Genomic DNA, 24,612 nt, shown 5'->3' with positions numbered 1-24,612 from the left:
GGGCACGATGGGGAGCGACGGGAGGGGCGGCGTGGACCGGGAACGGCCCGGATGGCGGGAGAGCGTCGGCGACGCCGCCCTCGCCCTCGTCGTGCTCGCGTTCGGGCTGGCCGGCACCGGGCCGTCCGCCGCCGAACGCGGCGTCGACGCCGACGGGCAGGCGTACGCGCTGGTGGTGGTCGCCGCGCTGGCGCTGGCGGTCCGGCGTCGGTGGCCGTTCCTCACGCTGGCCGTGGCGGCCGTGGCGGCCACGGCGTACCTGCTGCTCGGCTACCCGTACGGGCCGATCCTGGTGTCGTTCCTCGTCGCGGTCTACACGGTCGCCGCGCACCGGGCGCTGCGGCCGGCGGCCACCGGCGGCGCGATCGCGCTCGTGCTGCTGACCACGCACGTCTTCGTCGGCGTCCAGCCACCGGGCCTGCTCGGGCTCATGCCCGCCGCGGCGTGGGTGGCGGTGCCCTTCGCGGTCGGGACCACCGTCCGGCTCACCCGGGAGGCGGCTTCCCGCAACCGGGCGGAAGAGGCCCGCCGGCTGGCCGACGGCGAGCGGCTGCGGGTGGCCCAGGAGGTGCACGACGTGGTTGGGCACGGTCTCGCCGCCATCCACCTGCAGGCGGAGATCGCGCTGCACCTGCTCGAGAAGCGGCCCGAGCAGGCGCACACGGCGCTCGCCGCGATCAGCCGGACCAGCAAGGAGGCGCTCGACGAGCTGCGGGTCACGCTGGCGGTGGTCCGCCGGGGCGACGGCACGGCCGAGCGGGCGCCCGCGCCGGGGCTGGCCCAGGTCCCGGCGCTGCGCGACCGGCTGGCCGGAACCGGGCTGCCGGTCACGGTCGAGGTCGACGGGGAGCCGGCGGCGCTGCCGGTCGCGGTGGACCTCGCCGCCTACCGGGTGGTCCAGGAGTCGTTGACCAACGTGCTGCGGCACGCCGGCCCGGCGACCGCCGCCGTGCGGATCCGCTACACCCCGACCGGGGTCGAGGTGGAGGTGGCCGACACCGGGCGCGGCGTCGTCGGGGCGGCTCACGGGACGGCCGGCTCCGGGCTGGCCGGGATGCGGGAGCGGATCGTCGCGCTGGGCGGGTCGTTCGAGGCCGGGCCCACCGTCGGCGGCGGATTCCGGGTGCACGCGAGGTTGCCGGTGGAGGAGCAGTCATGATCAGGGTGTTGATCGCGGACGACCAGGACCTGGTCCGGATCGGGCTGCGCGCCCTGGTGGAGAGCGAGGAGGACCTGGCGCTGGTCGGTGAGGCGGCCGACGGCCTGGCCGCCGTCGAGCTGGCCCGGCGGGAGCGCCCGGACGTGATCCTCATGGACGTCCGGATGCCCGGCGTGGACGGGATCGAGGCGACCCGGCGGATCGTGGCCGACCCGGAGCTGGCCGGCACCCGGGTGATCGTGCTGACCACCTTCGAGCTGGACGAGTACGTCTTCGAGGCGCTGCGCCACGGTGCCAGCGGGTTCCTCACCAAGGACACCCGCCCCGCCGAGCTGCTGCGGGCGGTCCGGCTGGTGGCCGAGGGGGAGGCGCTGCTCTCACCGTCGGTGACCCGCCGGGTGGTGCGCGAGTTCGCCACCCGCCCGGCCCGGGTGCCCCGCCCGCACCCCCGGCTCGGCACGCTGACCGATCGGGAGCGCGAGGTGGTCGGCCTGGTCGGCGAGGGGCTCAGCAACGAGGAGATCGCGGGGCGGCTGGTGGTCAGCCCGGCGACCGCGCGTACCCACGTCAGCCGGGCGATGGTCAAGCTCGGCGCCCGGGACCGGGCCCAGCTGGTCGTCTTCGCGTACCAGTCGGGGCTGGTCCCGTCCTGACCGTCCCCGCGATCTTGCACCTTCCGCCCCGACATTCCCCACCAAACGCCGCGAGTCGTGGGCCGAAAGTGCAAGATCGGCGCGAGGCGGGGGCGCGGCGCCCGGCACGGCGCGGGGGCTGGGCCGGCGTGGAGCGCGGGTGTGCGCGGCGGGCTACCCTAGCGGTGGCCGGACTCGACGGAGCCGGCCGACTTGTGCCCGCCGAAAGACTGACTAACGGGATGTTCGCGTGTTTGACACCTTGAGTGACCGCCTCTCCGGGATCTTCACCAAGCTCCGCGGCAAGGGCCGGCTCACCGACGCCGACATCGACGCCACCGCGCGCGAGATCCGTCTCGCGCTGCTGGAGGCGGACGTCGCGCTGCCGGTGGTCAAGGGCTTCATCGCGGCCGTCAAGGAGCGGGCGCGCGGCGCGGAGGTCTCCCAGGCGCTCAACCCGGCCCAGCAGATCGTCAAGATCGTCAACGAGGAGCTGATCAACGTCCTCGGCGGCGAGGGGCGACGGCTCCAGTTCGCCAAGCAGCCGCCGACCGTGATCATGCTGGCCGGCCTCCAGGGTTCCGGTAAGACGACCCTCGCCGGCAAGCTGGCCCGCTGGCTGAAGGCCCAGGGCCACCAGCCGATGCTGGTCGCCGCCGACCTCCAGCGTCCCAACGCCGTCGGGCAGCTCCAGGTGCTCGGTGGCCGGGCCGGCGTCGAGGTGTACGCCCCGGAGCCCGGCAACGGCGTCGGCGACCCGGTGCGGGTCGCGCGGGACTCGATCGAGCACGCCCGCCGGGCCGCCCGGGACATCGTCATCGTCGACACCGCCGGCCGACTCGGTATCGACGCCGAGATGATGCAGCAGGCCGCCGACATCCGCGACGCGGTCGACCCCGACGAGGTCATCTTCGTCATCGACGCGATGGTCGGTCAGGACGCCGTCCGCACGGCCGAGGCGTTCCGCGACGGCGTCGGCATCACCGGTGTGGTCCTCTCCAAGCTCGACGGCGACGCCCGCGGCGGTGCCGCCCTCTCCGTCCGGGAGGTCACCGGGCAGCCCATCCTCTTCGCCTCCACCGGCGAGAAGCTGGAGGACTTCGACGTCTTCCACCCCGACCGGATGGCCAGCCGGATCCTCGGCATGGGCGACGTCCTCACTCTGATCGAGCAGGCCGAGGCGGCCTTCGACACCGATCAGAAGGAGAAGATGACCGCCAAGCTGATGGGCGGCGAGCAGTTCACCCTGGAGGACTTCCTCGACCAGCTCATCGCCGTCCGGCGGATGGGTCCGATCGCCAACGTGCTGTCGATGATGCCCGGCATGGGGCAGATGAAGGACCAGCTCGCCGAGCTGGACGACAAGCACTTCGACCGGGTGACCGCCATCATCCGGTCTATGACCCCGCACGAGCGCAGCAACCCGAAGATCATCAACGGCTCCCGCCGCGCGCGCATCGCCAACGGCTCCGGGGTCACGGTGATGGACGTCAACCAGCTGCTCAACCGCTTCGCCGACGCGCAGAAGATGATGAAGCAGATGGGCGGCATGATGGGCCTGCCCGGAGGCCGGCGCAAGGCGACCAAGTCGCCCAAGAACAAGCGCAAGGGCACCAAGGGCGGCGGCCGGCCGCGCGCCGGCGCCGGGCTGCCCGGCGGTTTCCCGGGCGGGATGCCGCAGCTGCCGGCCGGGATGGACCCGAACGACCTCGCCGGTCAGGGCCTGCCGCCCGGCTTCAAGCTGCCGAAGATCGACTTCAACAAGCTCGGCAAGGGCGACGGCAAGCGCTGACCCCGACCGCCCCGCCCGGGTTCGCCGGAGCGGGGCGGTGCCGTTCCCGCCGTCCCAGCTCGGACGGGCGGCCGTCCCGGCGTCTCAGGGGCGTGCCGGCTTCGGCGAACGCTGGCCGGTCCTCGCGTCCAGCCGCGCCTGCTTCTGCTCGGCGCGGCGGCGCTGCCGGGGCGTCAGGTCCGGCCGGCCGCTCTGCCGCAGGTAGTTGGGCACCCGGCGGTCGTTCGGAATCGGCGTGCTCATCGGGCCTCCTCGTCCACGTGCACGGCCAGCGGCACGTCCCGTAGCGCGGGCACGTCCCGCCGTTGCGGCTCCCGGCTCAGCGTGGCGGTGAACCGCTCCTCGCTCACCTCCAGGTACGGCGGCGCGTCACCGTCGCGCTCGGCCAGCGCCACGGCCACCGGCGCGCGGCACTGCCGGTCCGGGCGCACCGCGATGGTCTGCCCGGGGCGGACCAGGTACGAGGACCGGCTGACCTTGCCACCGTCGACGGTGAACGCGTTGTGCGCGACCAGGTCCCGGGCGGCGTCCATCGAGCGCGCGAACCCCGCCCGGTGGACCAGGCTGTCCAGCCGCTGCTCCAGCTGCCCGACCAGGTTCTCCGTCGCGTCGCCCGGCTGCCGGGCGGCCGTCGCCATGGCCCGGACCACCTGCCGCCCGCGCAGCTCGTACGCGGAGCGGACCTGGTCCCACTCGGTGGCGGGCAGCGCGTACCCACGCGGGGCGCGCCGCGGCCCACCACGCACACCGATCGGCTGGCGTTGCCGGCGCATCCGGTAGCCGTACGCGGGATGGAGCGGGAACTCGTCCGTGGGTGAGGGACGCACCTGTGTCCGGACAGCCATCTGTAGCCTCCCTGGGCTCTCGCGGTACCACCACCCTCCGCGCGCGCCGGGTGAGGCCACCCCACCCCGTCCGGGTGAACTGCCCCGGCGCGCGGCGGGCGGCCTGCCGAGGCGGCGCGCGGTGTGATCCGGTAGGACTGTGCACATGGCTCTGCATGTGCGCGGTGTGCTGCTCCCCGACGACGAGGTCCGGGACCTGTGGCTGGTCGACGACCGGGTGACCTTCGAACCGGTCCCCGGCGCGGAGACCATCGCCGACGGTGGTTTCGTGCTGCCCGGGCTGACCGACGCGCACTGCCACATCGGCATCGCGCACGGCGGCGCCCCGATCACCTCCCTCGACCAGGCCCGCGAGCTGGCCCACACCGACCGGGACGCCGGTGTGCTCGCCATCCGCGACGCCGGCTCGCCGTACCCGTACCCCGAGCTGGACGACGCCGCCGACCTGCCCCGGCTGGCCCGGGCCGGCCGGCACGTCGCCCCGCCGAAGCGTTACCTGCGGGACATCGGGGTGGAGGTCGGTGCCGCCGAGGTGGCCGCGACCGTGGCCGCGCAGGCCCGGGCTGGCAACGGCTGGGTCAAGCTGGTCGGCGACTGGATCGACCGGGGCGTGGGCGACCTCGCGCCGGCCTGGGACGCCGACACCATGACCGCGGCGGTCGGGGCCGCGCACGCCGCCGGGGTACGCGCCGCGGTGCACACGTTCTCCGAGTCCGCCGTGGAGATCATGGTGCGGGCCGGGGTGGACTCGGTCGAGCACGGCACCGGTCTGAGCACGGACCTGATCGACCTGATGGCCCGGCAGGGCACCGCGCTGGTCCCCACGATGATCAACATTCGGACCTTCGGCGGGATCGCCGAGCAGGCGCGCGGCAAGTTCCCCGGGTACGCCGACCACATGCTCGCCCTGCGCGACCGGTTCCCGGCGGTGGTCCGGTCGGCGTACGAGGCGGGCGTGCCGATCTACGTCGGCACCGACGCGGGCGGCGGTATCGCGCACGGCCTGGCCGCCGAGGAGATGCTGCTGCTGCACGAGCAGGCCGGCATGGCCCCGATCGACGTGCTCGCGGCGGCGAGCTGGCGGGCCCGGGAGTGGCTCGGGTTCCCCGGCCTGGTCGAGGGCGGCCTCGCCGACCTCGTGGTCTACCCCGAGGACCCGCGCGCCGACCTGCGCGTCGTGCGGAGCCCGGCCCGGATCGTGCTCCGCGGCCGGGTGGTGCGCTGAGCCGCGCGGCTCAGCCGACCACGATCCGGTAGCGCGCCTCCACCCGGAAGCCCCCGCCGTCGGTGCCGCCGAAGGCCACCTCGTGGGAGCCGGGACTCGGCGGGTCGAGGCGGGCCCACAGCCCCCAGACGGACACCGGCATCGCCCCGCCGCGCGAGGTCACCCCGTTGCCGAGGGCGCCGCGCACCTCGAACGGGACGGGTGTGCCGATGACGGTCACCGGCACCGGCACCCCGTCCAGGGACGCGTACCCGTCCGCCCCGTCGACGACCGGCAGGTCGTCCGGGCCGGCCGGCCACGCCCACATGTTGAAGGCCGGGAAGAACAGCGGCCGCCCGGCGGGCACCGCGCAGCGCCGCTCCACGGCGCCGCCGTAGGTGCCGCCCAGGAACCACACGTCCGGTGGCTGGTGGTGCCCGGCGTGCTCGCCGGTCTCGTCCCGGATCGGGTTCTTCAGGGGGCCGTGCGCGGCGACCCAGCGCACCCAGCGGGCGGCGAGCCCCTGGGGCGACGTCTCCGGGTAGGGCAGCGGGGCGGGTCCGGAGGACCGGCCGAAGAAGGAACCGAGGGGGGCCATGACGGCAGATGGTAGTGATGCCGCGCCCGATGCCGCTGTCCCCGACGGCGGCGCATAGGATGTGCGGTCATGGCACGCGTGCTCACTCCCCGTGCGGAGGACTTCCCCCGCTGGTACCAGGACCTGATCGCCAAGGCGAAGCTGGCCGACAACGGCCCGGTCCGGGGGACCATGGTGATCCGACCGGCCGGCTACGCCATCTGGGAGCGGATGCAGGCCGAGATGGACGCCCGGATCAAGGCCGCCGGCGCGGAGAACGCGTACTTCCCGCTGTTCATCCCCGAGAACTACCTCAAGCGCGAGGCCGAGCACGTCGAGGGCTTCTCGCCGGAGCTGGCGGTCGTTACCCACGGCGGTGGCAAGCAGCTCGCCGAGCCGGTGGTGGTCCGCCCCACCAGCGAGACGGTGATCGGCGAGTTCATGGCCAAGTGGATCGACTCGTACCGTGACCTGCCGCTGCTGCTCAACCAGTGGGCGAACGTGGTCCGCTGGGAGCTGCGCCCCCGGATCTTCCTGCGTACGAGCGAGTTCCTCTGGCAGGAGGGGCACACCGCGCACGCCACCCGCGAGGACGCCCGCGCGTACGCCCGGCGGATCCTGCACGAGGCGTACGAGGACCTGATGGTCAACGTGCTGGGCATCCCGGTGGTGGTCGGCCTGAAGACCGCCCGCGAGCGGTTCGCCGGCGCGACCGCCACCTACACGTGCGAAGGCATGATGGGTGACGGTAAGGCCCTCCAGCTGGGCACCAGCCACGAGCTGGGCCAGAACTTCGCGAAGGCCTTCGACATCAGCTACTCGTCGGCCGAGGGCGGCCGGGAGCACGCCTGGACCACCTCCTGGGGCACCTCGACGCGGATGCTCGGCGGCCTGATCATGTGCCACGGCGACGACAACGGCCTGCGGGTGCCGCCGAAGCTGGCGCCGGTGCAGGCGTACGTCATGGTGGTCAAGGACGGCGAGGGCGTCGGCCAGGCGGCGGCCAAGCTGCGCGACGGCCTGCGCGACGCCGGTGTCCGGGTGGCGCTCGACGACCGCACCGACACCCCGTTCGGCCGCCGGGCCGTCGACGCCGAACTGCGCGGCTACCCGGTACGCGTCGAGGTCGGCCCCCGCGACCTGGCCGCCGGCAACGCGGTCGTGGTCCGGCGGACCGACGGCTCGAAGGCGCCGACCCCGGTCGCCGACGTGGTCGCCGCGGTGCTGGCCGCGCTCGACGCCGACCAGCAGACGCTGCACGACGAGGCCCTGGCGCGCCGTCGGTCGCGGACGGTGGACGTGTCCACCCTCGCCGAGGCGATCGAGGCGGCCGCGACCGGCTGGGCGCGGGTGCCGTGGTCGGCGGTGGGCGTCGAGGGCGAGGCCCGGGCGAACGCCCAGGGCGTCACCGTGCGCTGTCTGCTCCGCGCGGACGGCTCGGTGCCGGACTCCGAGGACGAGCCCGACCTGGTCGCCATCCTGGCCCGCGCCTACTGACGTGCGTCCGGGCCCGCCCGCCGACCGGTGGGAGCCGGGGCGGCTGATCGTGCACCGCAACGTCCGGCGCGGCCGGATCGGCTGGGTCCGCACGGCCCGGGTGGTCAGCGACGACGACCGGGGTCTGCTGCTCTGGGTCGCCCGGAACGCGCCGGTGGCCAGCGAGGTGACCGAGGCCGGGCTCGGCATGCGGGCGGTCACCTTCGCCGAGTGGATCTCCTCGTCGTACCGGCTGGCCGAGGGGCGGTGGAACGGTCCGCCGGTGCTGAAGTTCCTGCCCACCGGGGCGGCGCACTCGGTCTGGTGGTTCCGTGACGCGCAGGGGCGTTTCGCCAACTGGTACGTGAACCTGGAGGAACCCGGCGTGCGCTGGGACGACGGTCACCTGGCCGGCGTCGACGTGGTCGACCAGGACCTCGACGTGGTCGTCCGGCCGGACCGCACCTGGGAGTGGAAGGACGAGGACGAGTTCGTCGAGCGGCTGGCCTTCCCGGACGACTACTGGGTGGGTGACGAGGCGGCGGTCCGGGCCGAGGGCAAGCGGGTGATCGCGCAGGCCGAGGCGGGGGAGTTCCCGTTCGACGGCACCTGGTGCGACTTCACCCCGCCGGCGGGCTGGACGGTCCCCGACGACCTCCCGCCCGGCTGGGACCGCCCCCCGACGCGCTGACCCGGCGCTGTGGTTCCGGTCACTTTCGCCGCTCGGCTGGTGACCCGGGCCGTCCGGTGTGAGAGATCCCGGCCGGATCTGGCAGAATGGGTCGTTGGTATCCGGCGCGCGTCCGGCGCCCTCTAACCCGGGCGCGTCGCCAGTCCACCGAGCAGTCTCCGGCCCAACCCCACTGTGCCGGTCGGCGCTCACCCGTGCACACCGCCCGCAACGGGCCGGTGAGATCGCAACAGGAGCGAAACAACTGTGGCCGTAAAGATCCGGCTTCTGCGGATGGGCAAGATCCGCAACCCGCAGTACCGCATCGTCGTCGCCGACTCGCGCACCAAGCGCGACGGCCGGGCGATCGAGTTCGTCGGGATCTACCAGCCGAAGGAAGACCCTTCGGTGATCGAGGTCAAGTCGGACCGGGTCCAGTACTGGCTGTCCGTCGGCGCCCAGCCGAGCGAGGCGGTGCAGCGGCTGCTGGAGCTGACCGGTGACTGGCAGAAGTTCAAGGGCCTGCCGGCCCCGCCGCCGCTGAAGGTCGCCGCGGAGCGGGCCGACCGCCAGGCGGCCTACGAGGCCGAGGCCAAGGCCGCGGCCGGGCTGACCGCGGAGACCCCGGCCAAGCCGGCCAAGAAGGCCGCCAAGGCTGCCGAGGCTCCGGCCGAGGCCCCGGCGACCGAGGCTCCGGCCGAGGCCCCGGCTGCTGCCGACACCGGTGAGCAGGCCTGACATGCCTCTGCGTCCCGCGCTGGAGCACCTGGTCAAGGGCATCGTCGACCACCCGGATGACGTTCGGGTCCGGCTGGTCGACTCCCGTCGGGGCAAGCGGCTCGAGGTCCGCGTGCACCCCGAGGATCTCGGCACGGTGATCGGGCGGTCCGGCCGGACCGCCAAGGCGCTGCGCCAGGTGATCGGCTCCATCGGTGGGCGCGGCGTACGCGTCGACATCGTCGACTCGTACTGATGCTGCTCATCGTCGGCAGGATCGGTAAGCCGCACGGGATCCGCGGTGAGGTCACCGTGGAGGTGCGGACCGACGAACCGGAAGCGCGGTTCGCCCCCGGCTCGGTACTTCACACCGAGCCGGGGGCGACGCCTCCGGCGGAGCCCGGTGCCGGCGTGCCGTTCCGGGTTCCGGCCGAGTTGACCGTCGAGTCGGCCCGGTGGCACCAGGGCCGACTGCTGGTCGCGTTCGAGGGCGTGCTGGACCGGAATGTCGCCGAGGCGCTGCGTGGAACCCTGGTCGGGGTCGACAGCGGCGACGTCGCTCCGCCGGAGGACCCGGAGGAGTTCCACGACCATCAGCTGGTCGGGCTGGCCGTGGTCAACCCGGCCGGCGAGCGGCTGGGCGAGGTGGCCGGGATCGACCACGCCCCCTCCTCGGACCTGCTGGTGCTGCGCCGCCCCGAGGGGCGGACGGCGCTGATCCCGTTCGTCAAGGCGATAGTCCCCGAGGTCGACCTCGCCGGCGGTCGCGTCGTCGTCGACCCGCCCGGCGGCCTACTCGACCTGTAGGGCCTCCGTCGGGCCCCGGACCCGCTGGAGAGCCCCGCATGCGCGTCGACATCGTTTCGATCTTCCCCGAGTACTTCGCCCCGCTGGACCTGTCGTTGATCGGCAAGGCCCGGGCCAACGGGACGCTGCGGCTCGCCGTGCACGATCTGCGGACCTGGACCCACGACGTGCACCGCACGGTCGACGACACCCCCTACGGCGGCGGGCCGGGCATGGTGATGCGGCCGGAGCCGTGGGGTGAGGCGTTGGACGCCCTCGCGCCACCGGAGGCCACGCCGCCGCGGCTGCTGGTGCCGTCCCCGGTCGGCGCCCGGTTCACCCAGGCGATGGCGTACGAGCTGGCCGCCGAGGAGCACCTGCTCTTCGCGTGCGGCCGCTACGAGGGCATCGACCAGCGGGTGCTCGACCACGCCGCGACCCGGATGCCGGTCACCGAGGTCTCCCTCGGCGACTACGTGCTCTTCGGTGGCGAGGTCGCGGTGCTGGTGATCATGGAGGCGGTCACCCGGCTGCTGCCCGGCGTGCTCGGCAACGCCGGCTCGCTGGACGAGGAGTCGCACGCCCACGGGCTGCTGGAGGCGCCGGTCTACACCAAGCCGCCGAGCTGGCGGGGGCACGACGTGCCCGAGGTGCTGCGCTCCGGTGACCACGGGCGGATCGCCCGCTGGCGGCGGGAGGAGGGTCTGGTTCGCACCGCCCACCGCCGGCCGGACATGCTGGCCGCCCTGAACCCGGAGCGCCTGGACAAACGGGACGTAGCCGCGCTGGACCGGGCCGGATTTCAGGTGCCGCCGGGGGATATGGCAAAGTAGAGGGGTTGCCGCAGTCGGCCGCGCCGTGGGCGGCTGCGAGGATCCTCGACCGGGGTCGGCCCGACCGACCACCACCCGGGGATCAGAATCACCCAATCGCGCACCGACTGACGGTGCGCCGTGAGCCTTACGAGGACGCAGCGATGAACATCCTGGACGCCCTTGACGCCCAGTCGAAGCGGGTCGACATCCCCGACTTCCGCGCCGGTGACACCGTGAAGGTGCACGCGCGGGTGGTCGAGGGCAACCGGTCCCGTGTCCAGATCTTCCAGGGCGTCGTCATCCGCCGCCAGGGTGACGGGCTGCGCGAGACCTTCTCGGTCCGCAAGATCAGCTTCGGTGTGGGTGTGGAGCGGACCTACCCGGTGAACAACCCGTCGATCGACCGGATCGAGGTCGTGACCCGCGGTGACGTCCGTCGCGCCAAGCTCTACTACCTGCGCGAGCTGCGCGGCAAGAAGGCCAAGATCAAGGAGAAGCGGGAGAAGCAGCCGAGCTGACTTCCCGCTCGCCACGCCGCCTGAGCTGCACGTATGCCGTACCGACCGGTCCGCACTACCCTGGTCGGCACGGGCGCAGCGAGGCGGCGGTCCCGCGGTAGCGCGGGGAGCCGTCCACTGCCGCCCGTGGGGCCTCACCGAGGCTCCCGGGCGGCGGTGTCGTTTCTGCGGATCGGGGAGTGGCGTGGCGCAGACGGTTGACGAGGACGGCACAGTCGACCCGTGGCGTCGCCGGGTCCGCCGCACCCGGCGACAGATGCCCCTCTGGCAGGAACTCCCGCTGCTGCTGGTGGTGGCGTTCTGCCTCGCGGTGCTGATCCGCACCTTCCTGCTCCAGGCGTTCTTCATCCCCTCCGGCTCGATGGAGGACACCCTCCTCGTCGGTGACCGGGTGCTCGTCAACAAGGTCGTCTACGACGTACGGGACCCGTTGCGCGGCGAGGTGGTGGTGTTCCGGGGCACCGACCGGTGGGCGCCGCAGGTCGACGCCGAGCCGGAGCCGGGCTTCGTCGGCAAGCTGGGCCGCACCGTCGGCGATCTGGTCGGGGTGAGCCGCCCCGGCGAGAAGGACTTCATCAAGCGGGTGATCGGCCTGCCCGGCGACCGCGTCAAGTGCTGCGACGCGCAGGGTCGGGTCACCGTCAACGGGACGCCGCTGGACGAGCCGTACGTCCTCGAGGACTCGCCGCTGGACATCCCGCCGGACCCCCGGGAGTGCCGCTCGCGCCGCTTCGACGAGGTCGTGGTCCCGCCCGGCCAGATCTTCGTGATGGGTGACCACCGGCTGGTCTCCCAGGACGCCCGGTGCCAGGGGCCGGTGCCGATCGACAACGTGGTCGGCCGGGCCTTCATGGTGGTCTGGCCGTCCTCGCGATGGGCCACCCTGCCGGTGCCCGAGACGTTCGCCGCAGTCTCCGGGCCGCCCGCCGCGTCGCCGCCCGGTCCGGCCCCGGTCCGGCCGGTGCCGCAGGGCGACGTGGTGCTCCTCCTGCCGCTCACGGCCGCCCTGGCCCGTTCTCGCGCGTTCCGGACGGTGACGTCCGGCCGGGCAACGTAGGCTCCTTGGCGTGATTGACGAGCAGACCGACAAGCCGCGCAGCTCCTTCTGGAAGGAGCTGCCGATTCTGCTGGGTGTGGCGATCCTGGTCGCGGTGCTGGTGCGCGCCTTCGTCCTGCAGACCTTCTTCATCCCCTCCCCGTCCATGGAGAACACCCTCCAGATCGACGATCGGGTGCTGGTCAACAAGCTGGTCTACGACTTCCGGTCCCCGCACCGCGGCGAGGTGATCGTCTTCAAGGCGCCCCTCGAGTGGAGCGGCAACCCCGACGGCGAGGACTTCATCAAGCGGGTGATCGGCGTCGGCGGCGACCACGTGGTCTGCTGCGACGCCGAGGACCGTCTGGTGATCAACGGCCGGTCGCTCGACGAGCCGTACATCTTCTCACTGGACGGTCAGCGCGACAAGCCGGCCGACCAGGAGTTCGACATCACGGTGCCGAAGGGCCGGCTCTGGGTGATGGGCGACCACCGTTCGGCCTCCGGTGACTCGCTGGAGCACTGGCAGCAGTCCGGGCAGGACATCACCGCGGCCACCATCCCCGAGGACGAGGTGGTGGGCCGGGCCTTCACCGTCTTCTGGCCGGTGAGCCGGGCCAAGTGGCTGAGCGTGCCGGAGCAGTTCGACGGCGTCCCGAACCCGTAGCGGCCCCCCGGGGGGCGTGGGCGATCGGCGGCCGGTCTGGCAGGCTGGTGCGGTGACCGTCTACACCCCTCGACGCGCGGCGCGTGTGCTGCTCGTCGACGCGGACGGCCGGGCGCTGCTCTTCGCTGGCTTCGACCCGGCCCGCCCCGAGCACCGGTACTGGTTCACCCCCGGCGGCGGGCTGGACTCGGGCGAGTCGTCGGCCGCGGGCGCGGCCCGGGAACTGGCCGAGGAGACGGGGCTGCGACTGGCCCCCACCGAGCTGGGTGAGCCGGTCTGGCGGGAGACGGTCGAGTTCCCGTTCGACGGCGTGTGGTACCGCCAGGAGCAGGAGTTCTTCCTGGTGCGGGTGCCGTCCTGGGAGGTGGACACCTCGGGCTTCGACGCCATCGAGCAGGCCAGCACTACGGGCCACCGCTGGTGGTCGGTCGCCGAGCTGGCGGCGAGCCCGGAGCTGTACTACCCGAACGACCTGCCCGAGCTGCTGACGAGGGTGCTGGCCGCGGCCGAGGACCCGGCCTCGGGCGACGGCGCCCCGGACGGGGGCATCCTCGGCGGCTCGGGCGGCGCCGGCGAGTCAGGTGCGGCGTGCTGACCCCGCCGCGCACCGTCGTGCGCCGGGAGGCCGGGCTCTACGCGCTGGAGCGGGCGTTGCAGAGGCGCGGCTTCCGGCACGTGGCCGGTGCCGACGAGGCTGGTCGGGGTGCCTGCGCCGGGCCGCTGGTCGCCGCCGCGGCGGTGCTGCCGGAGGGGCGGCGCGGCGAGATCGACGGGCTGGCCGACTCGAAGCTGCTCACCCCGGCCAGCCGGGAGCGGATCTACGACGAGGTGGTCTCCCGGGCGCTGGCATACGCGGTCGTGGTGATCCCGGCTGAGGAGGTCGACGCGCGGGGGCTGCACGTGTGCAACCTCGCCGCGATGCGTCGGGCATTGGCCTCGCTCACCACCCGGCCGGAATACGTACTCACCGACGGCTTCGGGGTGGACGGGCTGGACGTGCCCGGCCTGGCGGTCTGGAAGGGCGATCGGGTGGCTGCCTGCGTGGCGGCGGCGAGTGTGCTGGCCAAGGTCACCCGGGACCGGATCATGGTGGAGCTCGACGGGACGTTCCCGGCGTACGGTTTCGCCGAGCACAAGGGCTACATCACCCCCGAACACACCGCCGCGCTGCGGGAGCACGGGCCGTGCCGGGAACACCGGTTCTCGTACGTGAACGTGGCGAGCGTGTCCGGCCGGGACGGCCGGCCGCCGAGGTCCCGCCGGCCGGTGCTGGCCTCCGGGGCGGCTCTGGCCGCCGCTTCCATGGCAGGCGGCGACGACCCGGACACGCTCTTCGACGACGGCCCGGGGGTGCTCTTCGACGGCGGCCTGACGGGCCCGGCCGGGGGCCCGGACGAGCCGATGGAGCGCTCTTGCGCGCCAGGGAGTACCGTCGGCGTGGCGTTGGGCGAGCAGCTTCGGCCGCCGCCGCCGGTGGGGGAAGATGTGGGCATGGAGGGCGGAGAGCGATGAGCGCGGAAGATCTCGAGAAGTACGAGACCGAGATGGAGCTGCAGCTCTACCGGGAGTACCGCGACATTGTCCGCCAGTTCTCCTACGTGGTGGAGACCGAGCGCCGCTTCTACCTGGCCAACCAGGTCGACCTGCACGTCCGCAACTCGGACGGCGAGGTCTACTTCGAGGTGGAGATGCACGACGCCTGGGTGTGGGACATGTACCGTCCTGCCCGGTTCGTGAAGAACGTCCGGGTAATGACGTTCAAGGATGTCAACGTCGAGGAGCTGGAGAAGCCCGACATCTCCCTGCCCGCCGACTCCGGCTTCGGCGGCTGACCGACCCCTCCGTCCACCCTCACTCCGGGATGACCGCGACCTCGACGCGCTGGACCAGATTGTTGGCGAAGCCGCCCCGGTTCCACGGCTGCTCGACCGGCTGGGTCCGCCCCGAGGCGTCGGTGGCCCGCGCGCCCAGGACGTACCGGCCCGGCTGCGCCGCCCACTCGTAGCGCCAGCGCCGCCAGGCGAAGTCACCGCCGGTCGGCTCGTCCAGAGTGGCCGGTGCCCAGGTCGCCCCGCCGTCCGTCGTCACCTCGACCGAGACCACCGGGGCGTGACCCGACCAGGCCCGACCGTCCACCGTGCACGGTCCCGGTCGGAGCACCCGGGCGCGGGACATGAAGTCCGGGAAGCCGGGCGGCCGCACCAGGGCGCGGGGCTCGATCCGCGTCACCGGCACGCCCGGGTCGTCGGCGTCCTGCCGCAGGCGGTACGCGACCGCGTTCTGATAACCCTGGAACGGCTCGGTCACCACGCTGATCGACCGGAGCCACTTGACGTGCGCCATCCCGTACCAGCCGGGCACGATCAGCCGCAGCGGGGCGCCGTGCTGCGGCAGCAGGGGAGCGCCGTTCATCTCGTACGCCAGCAGGACCTCCTCGCGCAGCGCGTCGGCGACCGGCAGCGCCCGCTGGTAGTCCTGCTCGACGCCCCGCTCGACGCCGTGGTCGGCGCCGGTGAAGACCACGTCGACGGCCTCCGGCGCGATCCCCGCCTCGCGCAGCAGCGGCGCCAGCGGCGTGCCGGTCCACTCCGCGTTACCCACCGCCTCCACCAGCCAGGGCTGGCTCACCGGCCGCGGGTGCAGCAGAGCCCGGCCGTTGCCGGCGCACTCCAGGGTCACCGGCCGGGTAACCCGGGGCCGCTCGCGAAGCTCGGCGAGCCCGAGGCGCAGCGGCCATTCCACCGCGCCGTCGACGGTCAGCGCGTGCGTCGCCGGGTCCAGCTCCGGGATGTCGTAGTGGATCAGCAGGTAGTGCAGCCCGGCCGGGGTGACGTCGTAGCGCAGCGCCTCCAGCGGGATGCCGTGGTTGCGCGCGGCCAACTGCAGCTCGTCGGCGCCGATCCCCTCACCGGGCCCGGCGACCCGGGACGGGCCGCTCACGTCGGTCACGGCGGGCCGGCTCAGGTCGTCCACGGTCGTCATGCTGATCTCCCCGGTCCCCGACGGCGGCCGCTCCACCGTGCCCCGCCCCAGCCTAGGGCGCGTCGCCGGACCCGGGCAGACCCCGTCCGGCCGGCGCGGGCCCGCTCCTCGGTCGGGCGGGTGCGGTCAGGCGGTGCCGGGCTCACTGCGCCGACCCGCTCTCCCATCGGGTGGCGGCGGTCGGGCCGTGTCGTCCTCACCCGTCGGGGCGGCGGCGGTCGGGCCGATTCGTCCTCACCCGTCGGGGCGGCGGCGGTCAGGCCGTGTCGTCCCGCCGCGGGCGGTCGACGAACTCGAACATCCGCACGCCGGCGGGCAGCGGACGCGGCCGGCCGACGAAACGGTGCACGCCGACGCCGACCCGGTCGGCCGGGGTGGTCACCGCGACCGGGCGGAACTCCGCCTCGGCGAACCAGTCGCAGATGGCCGGGACCAGGTCGGGCTCGCCCCGGTGGCGGGTCCAGAAGACCGTGCCGTCGGTCGCGCAGAGCGCGGCGCAGTGCCGGACGGTGGCCCGGATGTCCGCGTCCGACACGTTGCCGAACACCCCGCAGACCAGCACGAGGTCGGCCGGGGCGAGGTCGGCGTACGCGTCGGTGCGGGCCGCGTCGTCGACCACCACCCGTACGTCGGTCAGCCCGGCGGCCCGGGCGGCGGACGCGGCGATCTCCGCGTTGCGGGGATCCAGCTCGACGAGACGGGCGGTCACGTCGCGCCCGCGGGGGTGGTCGGCGAGCACCGGTATCAGGTCCCGTCCCTGTCCGGCGCAGAGGCTGACCGCGCGCAGCGGGCCGGCCGGCGCCCGGTCCAGGGCGTCGCGGAGGTGCCGCCGCACCTCGGCCAGCCGCCGGGCCAGCGGGGAACCGGGCTGGTCGTAGTCGTCGTGCCAGGCGTACCAGTCCCGCGTCATCGGGCCAGCATAGGCGGCGGCGACGGGCGGCGCGCATAGCAGATCAACCGGCTCGGCGGGCACTGTCCACAGGGCACCCGGTTGTCCACAGCGGACGCGTCGGGCCGTGTCGGACCGGTGCCAGCTCGGGCACGCTGCCCGTCATGCGACCGACGCGACCGCCGCTCCCGACCGCGATCCGCCGTACGCTGCTGGTCTGGGTCGCCGTCCCGTTCTGGCTCGCCGTCCCGCTCTGCGGCGCGGTGCTACCGGCCGTGGCCGGTCCGGCAGCGACCGTACGGGCGTGGCCTGGGCACGGCGTAACGGGGCGGGCGGTGGCCGATCCGGGCGCCGGAGCCGGTCGCTTCCGGTGGCCGCTCGACGGGGCGCCCCGACCCGTGCGCCGGTTCGACCCGCCACCGCAGCCGTGGCTGCCCGGACACCGGGGCGTCGACCTGGCCGTCCCGGCGGGCGCGACCGTCCGCGCCGCCGGGCCCGGGACCGTGCTCTTCGCCGGGATGGTGGCCGGGCGGCCGGTGGTCACCGTCAGGCACGCCGACGGGCTGCGGACCACCTACGAGCCGGTGCGGCCCGGGGTGGCCGCCGGCGCGCCGGTCGCCGCCGGTGCTCCGCTGGGGGGTGCTGCTGGCCGGTCACCCGGGCTGTCCGGCGGCGGCCTGCCTGCACTGGGGGCTGCGCCGCGGGGACGCCTACCTCGACCCCTCGCGCTGCTCGGCCTCGGGCCGGTCCGACTGCTTCCCGTCGACGGCGCGGCTCCGGCGCGGGCCGTCCGGCCCGTCAGCGTTGCGCGAGCAGTGGGGGCAGCCGCACGGCCAGCCGCTCGTACTCGTCCGGGGAGTTGTAGACCTGCCCACAGAGCCGCAGCCAACCCCGGCCCTTCCACGACATCACCGCCACCTCGCTGCTGAGCCGCTCGGCGATCCGCTGCTGCAACGCCCGTGCCTCGTCGACGGTGGTGGCCAGACCGGGCGACAGCGGGATGATCCGCATGGCGACCTCGGGCCCGCCGGGGTCGGGCAGGTGGGACGGCGCCACGCCGAGCGCATCACCCACCACCCGCTGGCCGTACGCCGCCAACACGGCGTTGTGCGCCCGCACCCGGTCGAGGCCGAGGCTGCGCAACGTGAACACCCCGGCCGGAGCGGCCAGCCAGGACGTGTAGTCGAGGGTCGCCTGCCACTCGAGCCGAGCCGGGAAACCGGACTCCTGTTCCCAGGACACCACCAGTGGCTCGATCCGGTCCCGCCACGGCGGCGCCACCACGAGCACCGCCGTGCCGCGCGGCGCGTACGCCCACTTGTGCAGGTTCCCCACCCAGAAGTCGGCGCCGACGCTCGCCACGGTGGTCGGCAGCATCCCCGGTACGTGCGCCGCGTCGACGAGGACCGGCACGCCCTGTTCGCGGGCCACCCCGACGATGGCGGCGACCGGCAGGAGCCGAGCCGTGGCCGAGGTCAGCTGGTCCACCACGAGCACCCGGGTCCGGCCCGGGCGCAGCGCCGACCGGACGGTCTCGACGACCTCCTCGTCGGTGGCCGCCAGCGGCACCGCCAGCACCCGGCTCTCCGCCCCGGTGCGGCGGCACTCCCGCTGGATGGAGAGGCTGACCGCGCCGTACCCGTGGTCGGTGCTGAGCACCTCGTCACCCGGTCGCAGGCCCAGCGACTGGAGCACCACGGCCACGCCGGTGGTGGTATTGCCGACCAGCGCGGTGCCGTCCGGGTCCGCGCCGAGGAAGCCGGCCAGGTGCCGGCGGGTGTGGGCGATCCGATCGATCAGCCCCTGGGTGAAGAAGCGCAGCGGGTTGGCCTCCATCTCGTCCCGCAGCCGCTGCTGGGCCCGCTGAACGCTGATCGGCACCGCGCCGAACGAGCCGTGGTTGAGGTGACTGACCGCCGGGTCGAGGGAGAAGAGCAGACGGGCGCCCGGAATCGGCTCCGGTGGCTGCGGGACGCTCACCGGATGATCGTAACCGTCGGTGGATCATCGCCCGCCGGTTCCGCCAGGTCCCGGGCCGCGGAACGCCAGCCTGTGCGGCGCGTTCGTGGGCCAGGCCCGGGGACCTGGCGGTGGCGGGGCGTTCTCGATCAGGCCCGGGGGTGGGCCTGGCGGTAGGCGGCGCGGAGCCGCTCGACCGAGACGTGCGTGTAGATCTGCGTGCTGGCCAGCGAGGAGTGCCCCAGCAACTCCTGCACCGCGCGCAGGTCCGCGCCGCCCTCCAGCAGGTGGGTGGCGGCCGAGTGGCGCAGCCCGTGCGGGCTGGTCCGGGGCAGCCCGACGGCGTCGGCGTAACCGCTCACGATGCGGCGGGCGGTGGTCGGATTGAGCCGACCGCCCCGAGCGCCGAGCAGCAGCGCGTCCCCAGAGCCCGGCCCGGTCAACGCCGGCCGGCCGTGACGTACCCAGTCGTCCAGCGCCCGCTGCGCCGGCACCCCGTACGGCACGGTGCGTTCCCGGCCGCCCTTGCCGAACACCCGGACCACCCGCCGGCCCTGGTCGACGTCGGCGGTGTCCAGGCCGCACGCCTCACTGATCCGCACTCCGGTGCCGTAGAGCAGCTCCAACAGAAGCCGGTCACGCAGCAGCACCGGATCGGCCTCGGGCCCCGGCAAGGCATCCGATCCGGGGCTGCCGTTCGGTCCGGGGCTGCCGTCCGGTTCGGGGCTGCCGTCCGGTCCCGGCCGGCCCTCGGGCCGCGGCCCGCCCGGCTGGGGTTCCGGTGGCGAGCCGGCAGCCCATTCGGCAGGGGAGGCGCCGGTCCCCGCGGCCGAGACGGCGCCGGCGCGACCAGGTGCCTCGACCAGCGCGACGGCCTGCTCGGGGCGGAGGACGGTGGGCAGCTCGCGGTGCGCCCGGGGACTGGTCAGCGGGGCGGCCACGTCGGCGGGCAACAGCCCGGACCGGTGCGCCCAGGCGCTGAAGGTGCGCGCCGAGGCGGCGCGGCGGGACAGGGTGGAGCGGGCCGCACCCGTGGTCCGCTGCCGGGCCAGCCAGCTGCGCAGCACGGTCAGATCGAGGTCGGCCGTGACCGCGCAGCCCATCCGCGTCGCGTGGTCGAGCAGCGAGACCATGTCGGCGACGTACGCCCGGATGGTATGTGCGGAGCGGTTCCCCACCTGGGACAGGTGCGCGGCGAAGGCGTCCACGGCCTCCCGCATCTCGGCGGGCAGAGCCTCGTGGGTGGTCCGGGTGCCGCGGCCGTTCCCGCTCATCGCCACCTCGCCGTCGATGCTCCTGCTCCCACCGCCCGCCCGCCGCGATCCGGGGTCGTGCGATCACGGCTCAGCGTACGGGCAGGTGCGGCGCGCGGTAGGTTGATCCGGACCGCGACCAGGGTGCTCGCAGCCCGCGTGTGCCGTGGTTGCCACAGTCCGCACCTGTTTCAGTCGCCATCCCCCGGCGCACGATCCACTATGGCCCGACAGGCATTGGTGCTCGCGATGCGAGAATTCTCCCTCGAACGGTGTGGCCCGGTGACCGCTGACTGGCTGGAGGTGACGAGGCTCGACCTGTCGGGCCTCGTCACCTGGCTGCGCTCGCCGGAGCCGGGCGACGTGCGGTGGACGGGCAACGAGTGGCTGGGCGTGCTGAAGGTGTTCACCATGCGGCTCACCCAGCGGGCGCCCGACGTTGCAGCGGGGGAGCTGGCGGCGTGCTCCGCCGCGTACGACATCGTCCTCGACCGCACGCTGCGCGCCGACGGCATCGACGCGCGTGAGGCGGCCGTCCGGCGGATCTTGCTGACCGCCGTCGTGCTCGACCACGTGCCGGCCGAACCGGCCGTGCCGTTGCGGGACCCCAGGGTCGCCCTCGCCGCGTTCCGGGCCGCCCTGCCGATGTCGGCGGCCGAGGCGGTGGAGATGGCGCCGCGCTGGCGTGAGCTGGACCCGGATGAGATGCGTCGACTGTGGCGGGCAGCGGGCCTGGTCACCTCGGTGCGGGCACTGCGCCCGCACCTCACCAGCGCGGATCCGGAGAGCCGGGCCGTCCTGCACGACCTCGCGATCTGGGAGGAGCAGGTGCTCCCCCACCTCAGGGGCGAGCGTCCGGCTCCGTGACCGGGTCGACGGAGCCGGCGGGTGTCGGCGCTGCGCGGGACGGCCGGGACACGGGCTTCAGGGCGTAGCCGTCCCTCGCGGCGGACCACCATGGTCAGCTCCTCGAACAGGGACAGCTTCCGCAACGCCGTACGGGCGTTCACGCCGGCCCGGGAGGCCGGCCGCTCCACGCCCCCGCGCCGCGACAAGGCATCGTCTCCAGCGCCGACCGGGCGTCGTCGTCGAGCGCGTCGGTGAGCCGGTCCGGTCCGCGTGCCGGCGGTGCCAGGTCGGCGTCGATCCGGCCCACCTCCTCCAGCACATGTGCCACCCCGGTCACGAGGCGGGCCTTCGGGTACTCCCGGAGCAGCTCGTGCGTGCCGACCGACATCGCCGAGGTGACCGGACCCGGCACGGCCATCGTCGGGGTGCTCGATCGCGAGGGCCCGGTGCGGTCTGCCTGGCGCCGTTGCGGGCCGACGCCTCCACCACCACGGTCCCGACGGTGCCCGCCGCGATGACCCGGTTGCGGATGAGCCTCCCCGGCACCTGGTTCGACGTCAGAAAAGTTTAGCAAGAAAGATCCACTACCCCCGGGGGCGTGACCGGCTCAGGCCTTCCAAGCGATCTCGACAGTGGCCGGATCGAAGTACGAACTACCCGGCGTCCACCCCCGCGGCCGGCCCTTCCGGGTCCGGTTGATCGTGACCGTCATCAGGGTGTCGATCACCGCACGCCGTCGGTGAAGGTCGAGCGCCTGCCACGCCTCAGCCGGATCCGCCGCGCCGATCAGCCCTGCGAGCGCGTCACCCCGACCCGCATCCGCCAGGTCGTGATTCGGTGGTTCTGTCAGCGCTCACCCGAGTTGACCGCGGCCGCCCGGACCCGGTCCCGGGCCCTCGTGCAACGCGGTGTCCGGCAGGCCGGGGATCACCATCGCCGAGAGCCCCGGCGGCCAGGTCGGCCTCCACCTCGATTAGGTGTCCGGTCGCCCCGACCAGGCCGACGCAGAGCACCTTCGCGTCGTCCCTCAACCCGCCCACCCCACACACCCACCCGCGCCGGAAGCGTCCCCGGTTGATCATGAGGTTTGCAGCGGGATTTGAGATCAACTTCGCCGCAAGCCTCATGAGCAACTGAGGTCAGGTCCGTTGGCCGGCGCCGGGCACCCGCGGCAGTGCGCGTCGGGCGTGCTGGTGAGTGGGGGACGGTCTTCTGGGCCGAGATGGCGTCGTTCGGGCCGGTCGCATACGGTGCCGGACGTGGACGGACGACGGAGCTTTCCCGAAGATCAGGAGTCGCGCTGGTATCCCGGCGAGGCTGGACGCGGCTACGGGTCGGAGTGGCGCGGCACGGACGAGGCGCCTCGCCGGGACGAGGAGTTCCGCGCGCCGGAGCAGCGTGGCTCCGCCGACGAGACCCGCTACGGCGACGCGGCCGCCTACCGCGACCCGGCGCGCTTCGGCACGGCCGACGTCGAGCCCGGACGGTTCGGCGCCGTGGACGACTCGGGCCGGTTCGGCACGGTGGACGAGCCGGGACGGTTCAGCACGGTGGACGACTCGGGTCGGTTTGGCGCGGTGGACGGATCAGGACGGTTGGGAGCCGTCGGCCCGACGACGGACGGCTCGGGACGCTTCCCGCCGGTCGGCGCGGCGGTGGACGACTCGGCGCGCTTCACGGCGGTCGGCCCGGCGCCCGGCGACCCGTCGGACCTGGGCGGATACCGGACGAGCCGCGCTCGACGTGCGGAACCGGACCCGGCGAGCGCGTCCGGCGACCTGACTGGGGAGCGGACCGCTCGGCGGGCCGCATCCGACCTCGCCGGGGGCTCCGGTCAGGATGTCGCGGCGGGGACGCCCGCCGCGGCGGCGACGCCCGCCGTGCCTGTGGGGGCCGAGCCGACCCGACCCGGCCCGCTGGGCGGCTACCCGATCGTGGACGGCCAGCGGGGCGGCGAGCCGCCCCACCCGCTGGAGATGCCGACCGGACCGATGCCTCCGGTCGGGCCGCGGGGCGATCAGCCGCCGTACCTGTCGGGCGGTGCGCCGGACCCGGCTCGCCCGGCGGGCGGGGACGGGGTCTACCGGACTCGCCGGCCGGCCCTGGCGGTGCTGTTCGCGGTGCTGGCCCTGGTCTTCGAGTTCCCCGCGCTGCGCCTGCTGGCCAACGGCGTGACCGGCGACCCGGTCTCGGCCGGGAACGTGGTCGCGGGGACCTTCCTGGTCGTCGGGTTGCCGATCTTCGCAGTCGGTCTGTACGGGCTCCGAACGGGCGGATTGTCCCTGGCCGAGGGGGGCCGCGGGTGGTTACGCCCACCGACGGCCTACCTGACCGTCGCCCTGGTGCTGTTCGTGGCCGCCGCGCTCGCCGCCGGCTGAGCCGCCTGACCCGCTCAGCTGCCAACGGAGCGGCCCAGCCGCCAGTGGAGGCGCTCGCCGCGGGCTGGGCCGCGGACCCGGCTGGGCCGCTGACCCGGCTGCGGGCCGCCGGCGCGCTGGCCGAGCCGCCGGCCCCGGGGCTGGGCCCCCCGAAGGGCTGCGCCGACTACCGCTGGGCTGCGCCGCCCGGTCGACGCTGCCGCTCCGGGGAGCGGGGCGGGCGGCGCACCCGGAGGCTGCGGGGCAGGGAAGGGGCGTACACTGGTCGACTGGCGACCGCCTTGCGCGGTCGACCTCGCGCGCCCTCTCCACGAACAGTCGTGGGGCGGCGGCCTCCCTGGTCCCGATCTTGGTCGGGTCCGTCATGGCCGGCGACCGGGCGCCAGGACGCCCGGCCGCCGGTCGGGCGTGACAACCAGGGATCGCAAGGAGTACCCACCATGGCCGTCGTGACCATGCGCCAGCTGCTGGAAAGCGGTGTCCACTTCGGGCACCAGACCCGTCGCTGGAACCCGAAGATGAAGCGCTTCATCTTCACCGAGCGCAACGGTATCTACATCATCGACCTGCGCCAGACCCTCGACTACATCGAGAAGGCGTACGGCTTCGTGCGCGGCACCGTCGCCGAGGGCGGCAGCATTCTCTTCGTCGGCACCAAGAAGCAGGCCCAGGAGGCGATCTCCGAGCAGGCGACGCGGGTCGGTCAGCCGTACGTAAACCACCGCTGGCTGGGTGGCATGCTGACCAACTTCCAGACCGTGTACAAGCGGCTGCAGCGGATGAAGGAGCTGGAGGCCCTCGGTGACCTGAGCGGCACCGCCGCCGGCTACACCAAGAAGGAGACCCTGCAGCTCTCCCGCGAGAAGGAGAAGCTGACCAAGACCCTCGGTGGTCTGCGGGACATGCAGAAGCTTCCGGCTGCGATCTGGGTGGTCGACACCAAGAAGGAGCACATCGCCGTCGACGAGGCCCGCAAGCTGGGCATCCCGGTGATCGCGGTGCTCGACACCAACTGCGACCCGGACGAGGTCGACTTCCCGATCCCGGGCAACGACGACGCGATCCGCTCGGCCGAGCTGCTGACCAAGGTCGTCGCGGCCGCCGTCGCGGACGGTCTGATCGCCCGGTCCGGCCGCCGCCGTGGCACCGACGAGAAGCCGGAGCCGGGTGTCGCCTCCGACGAGCCGCTGGCCGAGTGGGAGCGCGAGCTGCTGGAGGAGCCCAAGAAGGCCGACGAGCAGCAGGAGCAGCCGGCCGAGCAGCCGGCGACCGCTGCCGCGGAGTGACCGTACGGTCGCTGCCCCGCCGTCCGTTTTGACGGACGGCGGACAGCGGCGGCTCGGCCGGGCACATCCGGCCGGGATCCGGGTAACCGGCACCTCTGACCATCCACACGCCGACTCAACAC

The 24,612-nt window shown here is 73.9% G+C and carries 26 protein-coding genes and 3 pseudogenes; 20 read left to right on the top strand and 9 right to left on the bottom strand.

Annotated features, from left to right (window positions below; all coding sequences use genetic code 11):
- Positions 1 to 31 precede the first annotated feature (31 nt).
- The 3 genes from O7603_RS14270 to ffh all read left to right on the top strand — a co-directional run bounded on the left by O7603_RS14270 (position 32) and on the right by ffh (position 3,583).
- Positions 32 to 1,159, top strand: a complete 1,128-nt coding sequence (locus tag O7603_RS14270) for a sensor histidine kinase (protein WP_281576190.1) — start codon at positions 32 to 34, stop codon at positions 1,157 to 1,159.
- A complete protein-coding gene (locus tag O7603_RS14265; protein ID WP_281576189.1) occupies positions 1,156 to 1,812 on the top strand; it encodes a response regulator transcription factor in 657 nt (218 codons plus the stop codon). The genes O7603_RS14270 and O7603_RS14265 overlap by 4 nt, the downstream gene beginning before the upstream one ends.
- 229 nt (positions 1,813 to 2,041) lie before the next feature.
- Positions 2,042 to 3,583: a signal recognition particle protein gene (ffh, locus tag O7603_RS14260; protein WP_281576188.1), complete on the top strand. Its 1,542-nt coding sequence runs from the start codon at positions 2,042 to 2,044 to the stop codon at positions 3,581 to 3,583.
- Positions 3,584 to 3,667: 84 nt separating this feature from the next.
- On the opposite strand, the gene O7603_RS14255 is transcribed toward ffh, so the two are convergent.
- Both O7603_RS14255 and rpsD read right to left on the bottom strand, forming a co-directional pair.
- Positions 3,668 to 3,826, bottom strand: coding sequence for a hypothetical protein (locus O7603_RS14255; protein WP_281576187.1), 159 nt, complete (start codon positions 3,824 to 3,826; stop codon positions 3,668 to 3,670).
- Positions 3,823 to 4,428, bottom strand: a complete 606-nt coding sequence (rpsD, locus tag O7603_RS14250; protein ID WP_281576186.1) for a 30S ribosomal protein S4 — start codon at positions 4,426 to 4,428, stop codon at positions 3,823 to 3,825. The genes O7603_RS14255 and rpsD overlap by 4 nt, the downstream gene beginning before the upstream one ends.
- 145 nt (positions 4,429 to 4,573) lie before the next feature.
- Here rpsD and O7603_RS14245 point away from each other — a divergent pair, with 145 nt between their 5' ends.
- Complete coding sequence (locus tag O7603_RS14245; RefSeq protein ID WP_281576185.1) at positions 4,574 to 5,653, top strand: amidohydrolase family protein; 1,080 nt, start codon at positions 4,574 to 4,576, stop codon at positions 5,651 to 5,653.
- Positions 5,654 to 5,663: 10 nt separating this feature from the next.
- Here O7603_RS14245 and O7603_RS14240 read toward each other — a convergent pair whose 3' ends face one another.
- Complete coding sequence (locus O7603_RS14240) at positions 5,664 to 6,230, bottom strand: hypothetical protein (protein WP_281576184.1); 567 nt, start codon at positions 6,228 to 6,230, stop codon at positions 5,664 to 5,666.
- A gap of 69 nt (positions 6,231 to 6,299) precedes the next feature.
- Here O7603_RS14240 and proS point away from each other — a divergent pair, with 69 nt between their 5' ends.
- From proS to O7603_RS14180, 12 genes are all read left to right on the top strand, one after another.
- Positions 6,300 to 7,706, top strand: coding sequence for a proline--tRNA ligase (gene proS, locus O7603_RS14235; RefSeq protein ID WP_281576183.1), 1,407 nt, complete (start codon positions 6,300 to 6,302; stop codon positions 7,704 to 7,706).
- Position 7,707: 1 nt separating this feature from the next.
- Complete coding sequence (locus O7603_RS14230; RefSeq protein ID WP_281576182.1) at positions 7,708 to 8,376, top strand: DUF402 domain-containing protein; 669 nt, start codon at positions 7,708 to 7,710, stop codon at positions 8,374 to 8,376.
- Between the two features lie 246 nt (positions 8,377 to 8,622).
- A complete protein-coding gene (gene rpsP, locus O7603_RS14225; RefSeq protein WP_281576181.1) occupies positions 8,623 to 9,093 on the top strand; it encodes a 30S ribosomal protein S16 in 471 nt (156 codons plus the stop codon).
- Positions 9,068 to 9,328, top strand: a complete 261-nt coding sequence (locus O7603_RS14220) for an RNA-binding protein (protein WP_186718042.1) — start codon at positions 9,068 to 9,070, stop codon at positions 9,326 to 9,328. The genes rpsP and O7603_RS14220 overlap by 26 nt, the downstream gene beginning before the upstream one ends.
- A 2-nt stretch (positions 9,329 to 9,330) precedes the next feature.
- Positions 9,331 to 9,879: a ribosome maturation factor RimM gene (rimM, locus tag O7603_RS14215; protein WP_281576699.1), complete on the top strand. Its 549-nt coding sequence runs from the start codon at positions 9,331 to 9,333 to the stop codon at positions 9,877 to 9,879.
- Between the two features lie 38 nt (positions 9,880 to 9,917).
- Positions 9,918 to 10,691: a tRNA (guanosine(37)-N1)-methyltransferase TrmD gene (gene trmD / locus O7603_RS14210; protein ID WP_281576180.1), complete on the top strand. Its 774-nt coding sequence runs from the start codon at positions 9,918 to 9,920 to the stop codon at positions 10,689 to 10,691.
- A gap of 143 nt (positions 10,692 to 10,834) precedes the next feature.
- The gene (gene rplS / locus O7603_RS14205; protein WP_281576179.1) at positions 10,835 to 11,191 is read left to right on the top strand and encodes a 50S ribosomal protein L19; all 357 of its coding nucleotides are present in this window, start codon (positions 10,835 to 10,837) and stop codon (positions 11,189 to 11,191) included.
- A 184-nt stretch (positions 11,192 to 11,375) separates the two neighbouring features.
- Positions 11,376 to 12,248, top strand: coding sequence for a signal peptidase I (gene lepB / locus O7603_RS14200; RefSeq protein ID WP_281576178.1), 873 nt, complete (start codon positions 11,376 to 11,378; stop codon positions 12,246 to 12,248).
- Between the two features lie 10 nt (positions 12,249 to 12,258).
- Positions 12,259 to 12,894, top strand: a complete 636-nt coding sequence (gene lepB, locus O7603_RS14195; protein ID WP_281576177.1) for a signal peptidase I — start codon at positions 12,259 to 12,261, stop codon at positions 12,892 to 12,894.
- 52 nt (positions 12,895 to 12,946) lie between these two features.
- Positions 12,947 to 13,489 (top strand): NUDIX domain-containing protein, encoded by a 543-nt coding sequence (locus tag O7603_RS14190; RefSeq protein ID WP_281576176.1) that lies wholly within the window; start codon positions 12,947 to 12,949, stop codon positions 13,487 to 13,489.
- Positions 13,483 to 14,406, top strand: a complete 924-nt coding sequence (locus tag O7603_RS14185; RefSeq protein WP_281576175.1) for a ribonuclease HII — start codon at positions 13,483 to 13,485, stop codon at positions 14,404 to 14,406. The genes O7603_RS14190 and O7603_RS14185 overlap by 7 nt, the downstream gene beginning before the upstream one ends.
- A complete protein-coding gene (locus O7603_RS14180) occupies positions 14,403 to 14,726 on the top strand; it encodes a DUF2469 domain-containing protein (protein WP_007075222.1) in 324 nt (107 codons plus the stop codon). The genes O7603_RS14185 and O7603_RS14180 overlap by 4 nt, the downstream gene beginning before the upstream one ends.
- A gap of 19 nt (positions 14,727 to 14,745) precedes the next feature.
- Here the strand turns inward: O7603_RS14180 and O7603_RS14175 are convergent, their stop codons facing one another.
- Together O7603_RS14175 and O7603_RS14170 are read right to left on the bottom strand one after the other, a co-directional pair.
- A complete protein-coding gene (locus O7603_RS14175) occupies positions 14,746 to 15,876 on the bottom strand; it encodes a sulfite oxidase (protein ID WP_281576174.1) in 1,131 nt (376 codons plus the stop codon).
- 256 nt (positions 15,877 to 16,132) lie between these two features.
- Positions 16,133 to 16,786, bottom strand: a complete 654-nt coding sequence (locus tag O7603_RS14170; protein WP_281576173.1) for a class I SAM-dependent methyltransferase — start codon at positions 16,784 to 16,786, stop codon at positions 16,133 to 16,135.
- Between the two features lie 143 nt (positions 16,787 to 16,929).
- Between O7603_RS14170 and O7603_RS14165 the strand changes: the two are divergent.
- Positions 16,930 to 17,535: pseudogene (locus O7603_RS14165) on the top strand (M23 family metallopeptidase); the annotation flags it as partial.
- Positions 17,536 to 17,563: 28 nt separating this feature from the next.
- On the opposite strand, the gene O7603_RS14160 reads toward O7603_RS14165, so the two are convergent.
- Both O7603_RS14160 and O7603_RS14155 read right to left on the bottom strand, forming a co-directional pair.
- On the bottom strand, positions 17,564 to 18,745 hold the full coding sequence (locus tag O7603_RS14160) for an aminotransferase class V-fold PLP-dependent enzyme (protein ID WP_281576172.1): 1,182 nt from the start codon (positions 18,743 to 18,745) through the stop codon (positions 17,564 to 17,566).
- Between the two features lie 128 nt (positions 18,746 to 18,873).
- Positions 18,874 to 19,998: a tyrosine recombinase XerC gene (locus tag O7603_RS14155; RefSeq protein WP_281576171.1), complete on the bottom strand. Its 1,125-nt coding sequence runs from the start codon at positions 19,996 to 19,998 to the stop codon at positions 18,874 to 18,876.
- A 261-nt stretch (positions 19,999 to 20,259) separates the two neighbouring features.
- Between O7603_RS14155 and O7603_RS14150 the strand changes: the two genes are divergently transcribed.
- Entirely contained in the window at positions 20,260 to 20,844 is a 585-nt protein-coding gene (locus tag O7603_RS14150; protein ID WP_281576170.1) for a hypothetical protein, read from the top strand.
- A gap of 139 nt (positions 20,845 to 20,983) precedes the next feature.
- On the opposite strand, the gene O7603_RS14145 is transcribed toward O7603_RS14150, so the two are convergent.
- Together O7603_RS14145 and O7603_RS14140 are read right to left on the bottom strand one after the other, a co-directional pair.
- On the bottom strand, positions 20,984 to 21,244 hold the full coding sequence (locus O7603_RS14145; RefSeq protein WP_281576169.1) for a hypothetical protein: 261 nt from the start codon (positions 21,242 to 21,244) through the stop codon (positions 20,984 to 20,986).
- 437 nt (positions 21,245 to 21,681) lie between these two features.
- Positions 21,682 to 21,857, bottom strand: a pseudogene (locus O7603_RS14140) (ATP-binding protein); the annotation flags it as partial.
- 191 nt (positions 21,858 to 22,048) lie between these two features.
- Between O7603_RS14140 and O7603_RS14135 the strand changes: the two are divergent.
- A pseudogene (locus O7603_RS14135) lies at positions 22,049 to 23,204 on the top strand (hypothetical protein).
- A gap of 440 nt (positions 23,205 to 23,644) precedes the next feature.
- Positions 23,645 to 24,490, top strand: a complete 846-nt coding sequence (rpsB, locus tag O7603_RS14130) for a 30S ribosomal protein S2 (protein WP_281576167.1) — start codon at positions 23,645 to 23,647, stop codon at positions 24,488 to 24,490.
- The last annotated feature ends 122 nt before the right edge of the window (positions 24,491 to 24,612 follow it).

This window comes from Micromonospora sp. WMMD812 (assembly GCF_027497215.1).
Lineage (GTDB): Bacteria > Actinomycetota > Actinomycetes > Mycobacteriales > Micromonosporaceae > Micromonospora.
This window is presented reverse-complemented; position numbering and strand designations above follow the sequence as displayed.